This is a genomic window from Sinorhizobium terangae, assembly GCF_009601505.1.
Taxonomy (GTDB): domain Bacteria; phylum Pseudomonadota; class Alphaproteobacteria; order Rhizobiales; family Rhizobiaceae; genus Sinorhizobium; species Sinorhizobium terangae.
The window spans coordinates 41,265-54,806 of record NZ_WITC01000116.1 but is presented as its reverse complement, the minus strand read 5'-3'; the positions used below and the strand labels follow the sequence as shown (position 1 = coordinate 54,806).

The 13,542-nt window shown below is 56.5% G+C and carries 13 protein-coding genes; 11 read left to right on the top strand and 2 right to left on the bottom strand.

Going from position 1 to position 13,542, the window contains the following annotated elements:
- The 4 genes from GHK62_RS26590 to GHK62_RS26575 all read left to right on the top strand — a co-directional run.
- Positions 1-1,151: thioesterase domain-containing protein (locus tag GHK62_RS26590; protein ID WP_234887071.1), on the top strand; the 1,151-nt coding region annotated here is incomplete at its 5' end.
- Positions 1,148-2,683, top strand: a complete 1,536-nt coding sequence (locus GHK62_RS26585; protein ID WP_153441993.1) for a hypothetical protein — start codon at positions 1,148-1,150, stop codon at positions 2,681-2,683. The genes GHK62_RS26590 and GHK62_RS26585, both read left to right, overlap by 4 nt.
- 291 nt (positions 2,684-2,974) lie before the next feature.
- The gene (locus tag GHK62_RS26580) at positions 2,975-3,376 is read left to right on the top strand and encodes a ParB N-terminal domain-containing protein (RefSeq protein ID WP_153441992.1); all 402 of its coding nucleotides are present in this window, start codon (positions 2,975-2,977) and stop codon (positions 3,374-3,376) included.
- Between the two features lie 262 nt (positions 3,377-3,638).
- Positions 3,639-4,298 carry a hypothetical protein gene (locus tag GHK62_RS26575; RefSeq protein WP_167528370.1) on the top strand — a complete coding sequence of 220 codons (660 nt, stop codon included), beginning with the start codon at positions 3,639-3,641 and terminating at the stop codon, positions 4,296-4,298.
- Between the two features lie 775 nt (positions 4,299-5,073).
- On the opposite strand, the gene GHK62_RS26570 is transcribed toward GHK62_RS26575, so the two are convergent.
- Entirely contained in the window at positions 5,074-5,955 is an 882-nt protein-coding gene (locus GHK62_RS26570) for a DMT family transporter (RefSeq protein ID WP_153441990.1), read from the bottom strand.
- A gap of 8 nt (positions 5,956-5,963) precedes the next feature.
- Entirely contained in the window at positions 5,964-6,692 is a 729-nt protein-coding gene (locus tag GHK62_RS26565) for an SDR family NAD(P)-dependent oxidoreductase (protein ID WP_234887073.1), read from the bottom strand.
- Between the two features lie 821 nt (positions 6,693-7,513).
- On the opposite strand from GHK62_RS26565, the gene GHK62_RS26560 reads away from it, so the two are divergent.
- The 7 genes from GHK62_RS26560 (at position 7,514) to GHK62_RS26530 (ending at position 13,516) form a co-directional block, all read left to right on the top strand.
- Positions 7,514-7,969, top strand: coding sequence for an NUDIX hydrolase (locus GHK62_RS26560; RefSeq protein ID WP_153441989.1), 456 nt, complete (start codon positions 7,514-7,516; stop codon positions 7,967-7,969).
- Between the two features lie 330 nt (positions 7,970-8,299).
- Positions 8,300-9,382: a hydrogenase small subunit gene (locus tag GHK62_RS26555; protein WP_153441988.1), complete on the top strand. Its 1,083-nt coding sequence runs from the start codon at positions 8,300-8,302 to the stop codon at positions 9,380-9,382.
- Between the two features lie 20 nt (positions 9,383-9,402).
- Positions 9,403-11,193 (top strand): nickel-dependent hydrogenase large subunit, encoded by a 1,791-nt coding sequence (locus GHK62_RS26550; protein WP_153441987.1) that lies wholly within the window; start codon positions 9,403-9,405, stop codon positions 11,191-11,193.
- Between the two features lie 12 nt (positions 11,194-11,205).
- Positions 11,206-11,925: a Ni/Fe-hydrogenase, b-type cytochrome subunit gene (gene cybH, locus GHK62_RS26545; protein ID WP_153441986.1), complete on the top strand. Its 720-nt coding sequence runs from the start codon at positions 11,206-11,208 to the stop codon at positions 11,923-11,925.
- Positions 11,926-12,534 carry a HyaD/HybD family hydrogenase maturation endopeptidase gene (locus GHK62_RS26540; protein ID WP_153441985.1) on the top strand — a complete coding sequence of 203 codons (609 nt, stop codon included), beginning with the start codon at positions 11,926-11,928 and terminating at the stop codon, positions 12,532-12,534.
- Positions 12,535-12,545: 11 nt separating this feature from the next.
- Complete coding sequence (gene hupE, locus GHK62_RS26535; RefSeq protein ID WP_153441984.1) at positions 12,546-13,121, top strand: nickel permease HupE; 576 nt, start codon at positions 12,546-12,548, stop codon at positions 13,119-13,121.
- A 98-nt stretch (positions 13,122-13,219) separates the two neighbouring features.
- Positions 13,220-13,516 carry a HypC/HybG/HupF family hydrogenase formation chaperone gene (locus tag GHK62_RS26530; protein WP_153441983.1) on the top strand — a complete coding sequence of 99 codons (297 nt, stop codon included), beginning with the start codon at positions 13,220-13,222 and terminating at the stop codon, positions 13,514-13,516.
- Positions 13,517-13,542: the final 26 nt, after the last annotated feature.

Below are 13,542 nucleotides of genomic sequence, written 5' to 3'. Positions count from 1 at the left end.
GCAAGCTCGACCGCAAGGCACTGCCGGTTCCCGACGACGATGCCTATGCCCGCACCGCCTATGAAGCGCCGCAAGGCGCGGTCGAGACGGCACTGGCGGCGATCTGGCAAGAGCTGCTCGGGGTCGAGCGGGTCGGCCGCCACGACCACTTCTTCGAGCTCGGCGGCCATTCATTATTGGCGGTGCGCATGCTTGCCCAAGCGTTAGGCCTTGGGATGAAGATCAGCGCCAGCGACATTTTTAACGACCCGATCCTCAAAGATCTCGCTCCGAAGATCAAGTTGGATCCATCCCATCATACACCCGGTGTGCTGCCGGTTCGCACGATAGGGTCTCTAGCGCCTCTCTTCTTTGTTCCGACAGGATATGGCGACTGCTCATATGCGTTCCCCCTGGTTAAAGAGATGGACATAGATTGCCCTGTCTACGCTTTGCCTTGGCCACCATTTGAAGGAACTCGTCGAGCAAGCCTTGAAGAGATTGCAACAAAGGTAACGCAGGCAATAAGGAAAGTGCAGCCACGGGGACCATACCGACTTGCGGGGTATTCCTCTGGAGCTGTACTGGCTTATGCAATCGCCGAGCGCCTGCTCCATCTCGAAGAAACTGTTTCGTTTATTGCCCTTATCGATGTGCCACTACCGGCTGCATCCCCCGGGATGACGGATACAGAAATCGCTTTGCAAATGATCTTTGAACCTCTCGAGTCGCTGAGTGACGAGGGGTTCGAGATGCTGCGCCAATCGGCCGGGCAGAGTTCAGTTAAGCAGTTGCTTGAGAAAGCGCAACAAATCGGTGCCGTCGTCGGCGGACCAGACCTCTACCGTGACGCCATCATGTACGCGCAATTTCACCAAGCTGTACACTCGTATCAGATGCCATCGCTGCCGGTCAGCGTGTACCAATTTTATGCTCTGGAGCACTCTCCCAGCCCAAGGCCGCGACTTCCGGCAACGCCGCATGCAGATTCACCAATGCGCGGATGGGATCGAATTTTGGACGCGCAGTTTATTAAGGCTGTGCCCGTTCCAGGTGATCACGTGACGATGATGGCTGATCCGGGAAACCGGCGGGTCTTGGCGCACCACCTGTCAGCAGCCTTAAACAATTTGCCGACTACCCACCCGAACAGCAATCTGGATGTCAAATGACACAGCGGCTACCCCACCTGAATGCTCATCTTCCTTCGACCGCTAAGTTGCTAACCTTGGGGGGTGACGAGCGGATCGAACTTGATGCTAGCCAAATGACAAACAAGTACGGTCGTAAACCGATTCCCGACAGGGAAATATTCTCATTTGGTTCCGCAACCGCATCTACGATTTCTGACATCGGATTTTCAGCTGCGGAAAGACTGCGCCAAAGGATACTGCAGACCTTTCATGGACTGGCACCGGAAGAAATCTATCTGGAAGAGATCGACAGAGTTCGCAACGAATTCGTTCGCTTATGCGGTTTGGAACACATTCGAGGGATGGAGGTCATCGTTTCTCCTTCTGGCACCGACGCTCACATGCTCGCCTCCAAATTGGTCACAGGAAGCTCCGTAGCAAAGACGTTGGCAATTATGGTCCAACCGGAAGAGACGGGGAGTGGGGTCGGTCATGCTCTGGCTGGCGGCATGCATTCGTCGCACCGCGAGAGTGGTGGAATAACGGTGAATTCAGCAGATCCAATTGATGTTAGATCGATAGCAGTTCGCATGGAGGGTTCCAGGCTCCGACCTATTGCGGCCGTCGATGATGAACTCGAGGCGATAGTATCGGCTGCGATAACACGATACAGTCGTATTTTGATTGTGTTGACTGACGTTTCGAAAACCGGAGTACTGGCTCCAACTCCGAGCAAGGCACTGGATCTCAGGCGTCGCTGGCCTGATAGTGTTGAAATTCTTGTCGATGCATCTCAGTTTCGATTGGCACCGAAAACGCTGCAAACTTACCTTACCATCGGCTGCTTGGTGATAGTTACTGGATCCAAGTTTTTGGGAGGTCCAGCCTTTTCGGCAATGCTCTTGGTTCCTGAGTCACTGGCATGCCGCTTGAAGAAACGACCCCTACGTCCTATGCCCGGAGAAACGTGTTGCCGGGCAGACTGGCCACGGAACTGGACAGGCGCTCAGTCACTGCCTGAAACAAGTAACTTTGGTTTACTTTTGCGATGGGAAGCTGCACTCGCCGAGTTGCATGCTTTCCGTAGTGTTTCAGAGGAAGATATCCAAAGCGTTGTGTTTGACTTTCATAAGGAGATTACCTCCTGGCTGAACAATGCGCCTAATTTTCAGCTGCTTGAACAACCCAACTTACAACGCCAACTGCCAATCACCCACAATTCTTGGGACCAGATACCGACGATTCTTCCTTTCTTACTCTTCCAAGTAGATCGACGTGCGACGCGAAATCCGCTATCTGCCCCGCAAACCAAGAGAATTTACGATCATTTGTGCCGGGACTTGACTACGAAAGCCACGATGCCTGGTAGTAAAATATTGGCAGTCCATTGCGAAGTTGGACAACCGGTTCCTTGCGGCGAGCTTGAGGGCGTCCAGGTTGCCGCGTTGCGGCTTTGCCTTAGTGCACGCCTGATTGTGGAAGCCATCAATGCCGGCGAACGAGGCATTGAGCGTTTGTTCGAACGAGGTCTAATGGCCTTGGAAAAGGTCGCTTTCCTCACCAGAAACTGATCTGCAGTCAGCTATAGGTTCACCGCCGGAGCGTTGAAAAGGCATGCAGGAATGAAGAAGTTATTTTGTATGTCCTTGAACCTGCGTGATCAATCGGCACTCCGACACGGAGGAACGAAGGTCACAACTCCATCGGACCTTGTTGTTCCAACTCGCACTGTAAGCATAGTTGCCAGTGGGTTACTAGAATGCTGGTTTAGTGCATGAAGATCACGCGTCACGCACGCCTTCGCTAATGAAGTCGCGATCCTGCTAGATATCAGGCATTTTGCTATCGGATGTTATACGCCCATGCGCTACTATCTGTTGCAGCCCAACAATTTGACTCCGACCGAAGAGGTTGATTGCCGACACGTTCTTGAGCTTGAAGAAGCGATACTCCAAGCCAAATTCTGGAAAACTCCAATTGCTGTCCATGGGGAAGAGCTTTTTGTAATGGATGGCCATCATAGACTGGCTGTCGCCAAACGGCTTCAATTGAGATTATTGCCGGCGCTCTTACTAGACTACCACAATGTTCGTGTAGAAGCTTGGCGTCCGGGAGAGGTAGTTACTCCCGAGATCATTTTTGCGATGGCTCGCAGCGGAAGGAAGTTCCCTGCCAAGACAACCAAACATGTCTTCGACGCTCAGCTACCCGAATGCAAAATCCCATTGAGTGATCTCGGATATGATCGGGATAATGGTTCCTAAAGAGGTGCGAATTCCGACTTGAAACCGGTCGCTCGCCCCACCTAAGAGCGGCCGTTTTTCGACACCGATCTTTCTGCCTGGGTTAGCGACTTTGAGTTCAGAGAGTAAGGCTGCTGACTGGGCCAACTGATATAAATGATGCAAGTGAGACAGGATTACGCGAGATAGAACAATGAGCTTAAAAATATTCTCATTGCGGGAACGGCCCGATCTGATTCCCTCAGTTTTTTCCCCGGATTTCGACGATCTTTGGCCGAACTTCATGCGCCAGGATCAAACTGCAAGGCTGTATTTCGGGAAGGCTGTATTTTTTAACTACCTGGACTATGCGTTTGTAGGACTTATGGATGAGGAGGTCGTTGCTCGAGCTTTCGGCGTGCCGTTTTCGTTCAATGTTGATGGGCGTACCGAGTTGCCTGATGGCGGTTGGGACCAGGTTATCCGTTGGGCGCATGAGGATAAGCTTATTGGGCGCAAACCAACCACAATGAGTGCACTCGAAATCACTTTAACGCCCAGAGCCCGAGGTATCGGCAATGCACTGGCAATGTTGGGCGCATTGAAGACCTGTGCCAGGAAAATTGGCTTCGACGAATTGTCTGTGCCGGTTCGTCCAAATCAAAAGCAACGAGACCCGCGGCTACCAATGGATGAATACATCAGACTGCAGCGTGCTGACGGTTCGGTGGCGGATTCCTGGTTGCGAACTCACATAACCGCCGGTGGGAGAATTTTAAAGATAGCGCCTTATTCCATGACCATTGCCGGGACAATTGCCGAATGGTCCAGTTGGACAGGAGTAACGTTTGAACGTTCTGGCATAGTGGAAATTGATGGTGCACTAGTGCCAATGCTTGTGTCGCTTGAGCACGATTACGGCATATACGTTGAACCGAACGTATGGGTTCAACATGCGCTATGATCCGTAGTTTGTCGTCGTTCGATGTAGAGCGGCACCCGGCCGGCGACAGCGACTATGCCGCCGCGAGAGGCGCCTCAAATCTCGGCATCGCTATAGATGTGGGGCTCTGCCCGCCGCGCCGCACGGCGTCGCGCAGTGGCATTTCCGTCAGACCGGCGAAGTGACGCGGCGCTACGCAAAGCAGCGCGAATCGGCCAGTCGGATAGACCAGCTTGGCTGTCGGCCAATCAACGTCGCCCACTCCATTGCCAGCTCAGTCGTGATGGGTATCGGCGCCGCGAGCCTCCATGAGGGTTTCGAATTCCGACAATCGTCGCGCAGGGCCATGGTACTTGTATCCCACTCTCGGCGAATGCCTGCGTAACGGCTCGAGCGCAGTGCGAAGCCGGCCCATTGGACACCTCCCGGCCAAGGCGGGCTCGGTTCGCGCAGCTTCCCGCTCGATATAGCAAAATGATCATTTCGATGGGATGATACATAACTCTGTATCGGAGCACCATTACCGCCGCTTGACGCAAGGGGACCTGCGGCTGGCGGCTAGCGTTGTCCGGTCCTACACGTGTCGAACATGCGACATGACAGCCGATGATAGAGCATCTGCAAGGTCTACCGGATGCGGAGGCCGTGATTTTGGATCTGTGTCAAGACGCGTACGATCTAGCGCGCAAGTTTTCGGCCTTGGATGCCGACTTACCAGACCCGTGCCCCACAGTTCCTGGCAAGTGAGGTACTTGGTCCAGACCGAATAATTGAAGGCGCACAATTTGGCATTGTTTTAAATCGACTTCGTTCGTCGCACTTCCAGCCAGTGTTCCCTCCAAACACTAAACAGACCGGCTCCGACCACGATCACCGCGCCGGCTAACATGTTCCACGTCACAGTCTCACCAAAAAAGGCGGTCGCAACAGCACCGCTCAAAACGAGGTGGAGGTATGTGAGAGGTTGAACCTCAACTGCACTGAGCAGTCCATAAGCCTTGATGAGAAAATATTGGCTAAGCGCCCCGCAAACACACAGCGCGGTTATTGCGGGCCAGTCGGCGGTATGTACAGGTGTCCAATAGAACGGCCCGACAAACGTTATGGCCATGGCTCCTGGGACCCCTGCATACAAGACGCTTGTCACGACGGGGTCGTCCTGGCTGACCGCACGGGTGGCGATGGAATACATGGCGTATATGAGGCTAGCAGCTATGGGAAACAGCAGGCGCATATCGAAATGAGCGTTACCAGGGTTTAGAAGCACCAGAACGCCAAGCAAGCCAATAACCACGGGAATGCCATGACGCCGACCGACTTTTTCGCCGAGTATTGGCACCGACAGAATGGTGACGATCAGAGGTGTCGCTCCAAGTACCGCTTGGCTCATTGCCAACCCAGCCCTCGTGAAGGCGAAGATGACTACAACGATCTGGCTCCCCAAGAGAACACCTCGGAGTGCCTGCAGAATTGGTCGTTGCGTGAGTAACGCGCCTCGCAGGCCTACTGGAGAGAATGCTGCAAGAACCGTCACAAACACCGCAAACGCCCAAAGGCGCATCATAGTCACCATGATCGGTGGATACTTCTCACCAAGTAGCTTGGAAAAACCATCCCGGCCAGCGAAAAGTATCACGGCCAACAGGACATAAACATAGCCCGACGTTTTTCTGTTCATGGTTGAGCTTACTTGCTTGATTGAGTTGTCTGGCGACCCTGGCAGGCCCGTGCGCAGCCAGACTTTTGATGAGCATTGGCGGCGATACGACTGACTGCGGGATCAGTTCGTTTCCTCCTTCGATGGCGATGTCGCGCCCGTCGCCGAGCCAGCCGAGCGCAAAGGCATCTCGTGCTTGAGCTTGCTATCGGTGATATCGGTCTAAGTGAGACCGGGCGTGACGGAATCGACGCGGTTGCCGACAGGCCCAAACTCACGTGCCATGACTTTCGCAAACCCCAGAACACCGGTCTTCGCTTGGAATAGTGTGGCCCTCCGAAGAGGCCGCGACCGCGCTGGGCGAAGGCCGACGACATGCAGGCGACCGATCCACCGCCATTGGGGATAAACGCCTGGCGGAGGGAGCGTATGCCAGTCATGTTAACGTCGACAATCCTGTGCCAGTTCCTTTCGGTAATTTCGAAGGTCTTCACCGGCCGGATAATGCCGGCATTAGTGATGAGGACGTTTGCCGTGCCAAACGCCGCAAGTACGGCGTCTGCGGCTTCCTGGCACGAGGCGCGGTCAGACACGTCGCAACGGATCCCGATGTGCCTACGTCGGCTTGCATATGGCCGCGAGGCTGCGGCCTCTCTGCGAGCATCGACACCCAGATTGGCGCTCCTGGGCCCATGCTGCGCGAAGAGTTCAGCAGTGGGAGCGGCCAATGCCACGCTTGCTCGTCCGTGCCATGACATCCAAGTCTCCTCCAAAAGTCCGGTGCTTGTTGCGAATGCTTCTTGGTCGCGCAAATCCAGGAGCCATTACCGACCGAGATCGAGTTTGGCCGGGTCTGCTCCTGGCAAAGAGCCCCGCCCCCCTCTCAACAGACGATTTCAAAGTTCATGCCAACTCGGCCGACGGTCATGAAGAATGGCTTCCATATTTCTTTTCTGATACTTATCTAAATATGCAACCAAACTGGTTGAAAACGGCTCGTGTCGTCAAATCGGCAAAGCCGACAGGATTGTCGGATAGCGATCGAGCTTAGTTTCGGGCTTCCCTGCCTTGTGGATGTCGGGAGATGAACTGGTTTCACGCGAGCTCACCGCTTTCACTCAGGGACATTGCACTCGGCCGAGAGTTACGCCGGCTAGTTCACCGACGATTTTGCCAACCCTCAGCGGCGGCGGCTCCAATGCTGCTTGAGTGGGCGGTACAGCATCAACGAACTTGCTTCTCTTGAGGAAGTTGGCCCCTCCGAGGCCTGAAGCATCAACTCCCATGCCGCAAGCGGGAGAGCAGCACCTGCAGCGCCAGTGAAGGCCGGAAATTGACAACTAAAGTCGACCTTTGTTGCTTTTGTCGAACCCGCGACACACCCTCGTTCCCCAGTTTCCAGTTCTTCTCACGGCTAAACGACTGATAAGTCTCGGCAAGTCACGCCTATAAGGGACCGGAGCCGATTTGGCATGACTTTTGAAGTCGTTCTGGGGCGGCGGGAATGATCGACCGGCATTCCGATGACCGGAATCGCGAATGTTGAAATGGAGACAATGCCGCTTAAGAGGTGAGACTAGTGTCAACTACCGATTATCTCTCCGAGCTTATCAGCAAAGCGCCCGATCTCGTGGAGGATCGACAGATGTCGCAGTGTGGGACGATCTGCCATCGGGACAAAGAGGGAAACGAACCCGAAGTGTTGCTTCTTACCAGTCGCGACACAGGCAGGTGGGTTATTCCTAAAGGATACCTAAAGCGAAACGAACGACCGCACAAATGCGCCGCACGTGAGGCTTTGGAAGAGGCCGGCGTCACTGGAAAGATCGGAAAGAAGCCGATTGGCTCCTATACTTACATCAAGCATCACAAGAGACCGCCCCATGTAGTTTCTGTGTTCCTGATGAAGTTCAAGGGCGAGGTTGATGATTTTCGAGAGAAAGGACAGCGGACCAGAAGGTGGGTTTCACCACTGGAGGCAGCGGACCTCGTTGTCGAAACTGAACTACAAAGACTTTTCAGACAGCTGAGTTGAGCAATAAATGCACGTCTCGCACGCTAGAGATCAAAGAGCTCATGGTCCTGCTGCTGCAAATGACAACTGAAGGCGATCCTCTTCTATCGCTGTCGGCTGTCCTATGACGCGGTAAAACAGTTTGCAGGGCGAGAAGCTCTTTTGGTCCTATGTTCTGCAGTGACCGTCCGGCACGCGGCAGCGCCACAATACAAAAATAGAGTCAGAGACATAGAACGAAAATTGATCGCCGCCACGCAAACTGCCCTGCTTCTTGCGGGGAGCATTTCTGACAGAGCGCGATGTCCATCCGAGCGATTGTGTGGGGAATGGGATTGCTGGAGGAGCAACATGGCAGCTGCCGAAACCTTTTATGACGTCATCCGCCGACAGGGGATCACCCGGCGCAGTTTCACAAAGTTCTGCAGCCTTACGGCCGCGAGCCTCGGCTTCGGGCCAAAGGTGGCCATAGCGATGGCTGAGGCGCTGGAGACCAAGGAGCGCGTTCCCGTCATCTGGATGCACGGGCTCGAATGCACCTGCTGTTCGGAGAGCTTCATCCGCTCGGCTCATCCGTTGGTCAAAGACGTGGTCCTGTCGATGATCTCGCTCGACTATGACGACACGATCATGGCGGCAGCCGGCCATCAGGCGGAGGCGATCCTCGAGGAGACGAAGGAGGTATACAAGGGCAAATACATTCTCGCCGTCGAGGGCAATCCGCCGCTCAACGAGGACGGTATGTTCTGCATCGACGGTGGGCGGCCCTTCGTCGAGAAGCTCAAGTGGATGGCCGAGGACGCCTTTGCCATTATCGCCTGGGGCACCTGCGCCTCCTGGGGCTGCGTGCAGGCCGCCAAACCCAATCCGACGCAGGCGACGCCGATCGATGAGGTCATCCTCGACAAACCGATCATCAAGGTTCCCGGCTGTCCGCCGATAGCCGAGGTGATGACCGGCGTCGTGACCTACATCACCACCTTCGGCAAACTGCCCGAGCTTGACCGCCAGGGGCGTCCGAAGATGTTCTATTCGCAGCGCATCCACGACAAATGCTACCGGCGCTCTCATTTCGATGCCGGCCAATTCGTCGAGGAATGGGACGACGACGGTGCTCGCAAAGGTTACTGTCTCTACAAAATGGGCTGTAAGGGCCCGACCACCTACAATGCCTGCTCAACCGTGCGCTGGAACGGTGGAGTGTCCTTCCCGATCCAATCCGGCCACGGCTGCATCGGCTGCTCGGAAGAGGCCTTCTGGGATGATGGCAGCTTCTATGACCGCCTCACCAACCTTCAGCGGTTCGGCGTCGAGGCGAACGCCGACAAAGTTGGTCTGGCCGCGGCCGGGGTCGTCGGCGGCGCAATCGCCGCGCATGCCGCCGTGACTGCCGTCAAGCGCGTCACCACCAAGCGTGAAAAAGCCGAAGCCTAATATTCGGGGGAGGCACCAACATGACAATCAAGACACCGAACGGCTTTACGCTGGACAATTCCGGTACGCGCATCATCGTCGATCCCGTCACCCGCATCGAGGGCCATATGCGGATTGAAGTCAATGTCGACGAGAACAACATTATTCGCAATGCCGTCTCGACGGGGACTATGTGGCGCGGCATCGAGGTGATCCTCAAGAACCGCGATCCGCGCGACGCTTGGGCCTTTACCGAGCGCATCTGCGGCGTCTGTACCGGTACACATGCTTTGACCTCGGTGCGCGTGGTCGAGAACGCGCTCGGTATCACCATTCCGGACAATGCAAACTCCATCCGTAACCTCATGCAGCTGGCGCTTCAGGTGCATGACCACATCGTGCATTTCTATCATTTGCATGCGCTCGACTGGGTGGATGTGATCTCGGCGCTTTGTGCGGATCCCAAGGCGACTTCAGCTCTGGCACAATCCGTCTCCGACTGGCCGCTGTCCTCGCCCGGCTATTTCAAGGACATCCAGACCCGGCTCAAGAAGTTCGTCGGGTCTGGTCAACTCGGTCCGTTCAAGAATGGCTATTGGGGCAATGCGTCCTACAAGCTGCCGCCTGAAGCCAACCTAATGGCGGTGGCGCATTATCTGGAGGCGCTCGATTTCCAGAAGGAGATCGTCAAGATCCACACGATCTTCGGCGGCAAGAATCCCCATCCGAACTGGCTCGTCGGCGGTGTGCCCTGTCCGATCAACATCGATGGCGCGGGCGCCGTCGGCGCGATCAACATGGAACGGTTGAATATGGTGACCTCGATCATCGATCAGATCATAGAGTTCAATGACAAGGTGTATGTTCCCGACATCATGGTCATCGGTTCCTTCTACAAGGACTGGCTCTATGGCGGTGGCCTATCGGGCAAAAACGTCCTGGCATACGGCGACGTGCCGGAACATCCCAACGACTACTCCGACGCCAGCCTTAAGCTGCCGCGTGGCGCGATAATCAACGGCGACCTCGCCGAAATCCACCCAGTCGACCATGCGGACCCTGAACAGATCCAAGAATTCGTGACCCACTCCTGGTACAAATATCCTGACGAGACCAAAGGGCTCCATCCCTGGGAGGGCGTCACGGAGCCGCATTACGAACTTGGTCCCAATGCCAGGGGGACCAAGACCCATATCGAACAGCTCGACGAAGCCGCGAAATATTCATGGATCAAGGCGCCGCGCTGGCGTGGCCATGCCATGGAGGTGGGACCGCTCGCCCGCTGGGTCGTCGGCTACGCCCAAAACAAGGCGCAGTTCAAGGACCCGGTCGACAAGGTGCTCACGGATCTCGGATTGCCGATGTCTGCGCTCTTTTCGACGCTGGGCCGCACCGCCGCCCGCGCACTGGAATCGAGCTGGGCCGGTCATCAGATGCGCTACTTCCACAACAAGCTGATCGCCAACATCAAAGCGGGCGATTCTTCGACCGCCAATGGCGACAAGTGGAAACCGGAGACCTGGCCCAAGGAGGTCAAAGGCGTCGGCTTCACCGAGGCGCCGCGCGGCGCGCTTGCCCACTGGATCAAGATCAAGGACGGCAAGATCGACAACTACCAGTGCGTGGTGCCGACAAGTTGGAACGGTAGCCCGCGCGACCCTCAGGGCAATATCGGCGCCTTTGAGGCTTCATTGATGGACACACCTATGTCCGATCCGGCCCAGCCGCTCGAAATCCTGCGCACCATCCATTCGTTCGATCCGTGCCTGGCCTGCTCGACGCATGTCATGAGCCCGCAGGGGCAGGAAATGGCCAAGGTTGAGGTCCGGTGAGGGGGTTCGGGCATGAGCATCCATGAATCCATCGCCGCCAACCCCGATTGCGAAAAGGCCGTCGAGCGTCAAAGCGTCTATGTCTATGACGCTCCGGTGCGCATCTGGCACTGGGTCAACGCGTTCTCGATCCTGACACTCGCGGTCACCGGCTATTTCATCGGCTCGCCGCTGCCCTCGGTGCCCGGCGAAGCCAACGCCAATTTCCTGATGGGGTACATCCGCTTTATCCACTTCGCGGCGGGACAGATCCTCGCCGTGTTCCTGCTCCTCAGGGTCTACTGGGCTCTGGTCGGCAATGTGCATGCCCGACAGATCTTCTATGTGCCGTTCTGGAGCGGCTGCTTCTGGAAGCAATGGCTGCACGAGGTGCGGTGCTACACGTTCCTCGCCCAACAGCCGAAGAAATATGTTGGCCACAATCCGTTAGCCCAATTCACCATGTTCTCTATGTTCACGCTGCCTCTCTTCTTCATGGTGATCACGGGTTTCGCGCTTTATAGCGAAGGCGCGGGCAGTGACAGATGGGACTATGGGCTTTTCGGCTGGATAGTCTCCGTCTGGCCGAACAGCCAGGACATCCGCACCTTTCACCACCTCGGCATGTGGGTGATCCTGGTCTTCGTGATCGTCCACATCTACGTGGCGGTCCACGAAGACATCATGACCGGGCAGACCATCATCTCGTCCATGATCTCCGGCGCGCGACTAATTAAGGATCGGGAGGACTAGATGGTGGTTCCCCATCCTGTGAAATCCGCGCCGCTCCCCCGCATTCTCGTGCTCGGCATCGGCAACATCCTGTGGGCCGACGAGGGTTTTGGCATACGTGCCGTGGAGCATTTCCACAAAGCCTACGAAGTCCCTGACAACGTGACTATTCTCGACGGTGGCACGCAGGGGCTCTATCTCGTGCAGTTCGTTACCGAGCATGACCGGCTGATCGTCTTCGACGCCATCGACTATGGCCTCGAGCCGGGCACGATGAAGGTGGTGGAAGACCACGAAGTGCCAAAATTCACTGGCGCGAAGAAGATGAGCCTGCACCAGACCGGTTTCCAGGATGTGTTGAGCGCCGCCGACTTCATGGGCCACTATCCACGGCGACTGTCGCTGATCGGCTGCCAACCGCTCGACCTTGAGGATTGGGGTGGCCCTCTTACGGCTCCGGTCAAGGCTGTCATACCTGCGGCAGTCGAGACCGCCGTCCGAATATTGCGTGACTGGGGCGTCCCGGTGACCGTACGGCCGCAGGGGGCGGTGGCACTGCCGCTCCTGGAAAACGATATCGACTTTGACAATTACGAGCGCCGTACCGAACCGCTCGCACTGAACCTCTGAGGAAAACATCCATGAAATACCGCAGGATCGCCGCGACACTTGCCGCTTTGGCTCTACCAGGCTTCGCGCATGCCCATGTCGGGCTGCATGCCGATGGCGCACTCTCCGGTCTCGGCCATCCATTCAGCGGTCTGGACCATATCCTGGCCATGGTCGCCGTCGGCTTCTGGGCATCGACACTCGGTGGCAAAGCGCGATGGATCGTACCCTCCGCCTTCGTGGCGGTAATGGCGGTCGGCGCTATCATGGGCATCCACGGGCTTCCGTTTCCAATGGTGGAGGCCGGGATTGCGCTGACGGTAGCCGTGCTTGGACTTCTGGTCGCCTTCGAAGTGAAGATTCCGATACCCGTGGCGGCGACGGTGGTCGGTATCTGTGCGCTCTTCCATGGCCACGCTCATGGAACCGAGCTTCCTGCAATTGCGCATGCGGGCGGATATGTGGCCGGCTTCCTGGTAGCCACGATCGCTCTGAACGCTATCGGCATCTGTCTGGCCTCACTCAGGTTCGGCAAGGCCGGACAGGCCGCAATGCGGATCGCCGGCTGGGTCGTCGCTCTTGCCGGCGCGGCTCTACTGGCCGGCTGAACCATCTCCCAGGGCTTAGGCCCGTCGGGAGCCGCTCGGAAAGCTCTCACCCGGCGGCTCCCGCATTTATTTGATCCCAGTGATGGAGGAAGCGCATCATGTGCATAGGTATTCCCATGCGGGTCGTCGCCGGCAACGAGTTCGTCGCCCAATGCGATCGCCACGGCGCAATCTCCTCGATCTCCCTGATGCTGGTAGGCCCGCAGCCCGTCGGCACGTGGCTGTTGACACATCTCGGATCAGCCATCCGCGTGCTCGACGCCCTCGAGGCGCGCGCGATCGACGACGCGCTTGCCGGTTTGGCCGAGGCGGTTGACGGTAGAGCATTCGAGTCTCTCTTCGCTGATCTGATCTCCCGGGAAGCGGAACTGCCGTCGCATCTGCGCGACAACTAAAAAGAAAACTTCCACGTTCGAAATTG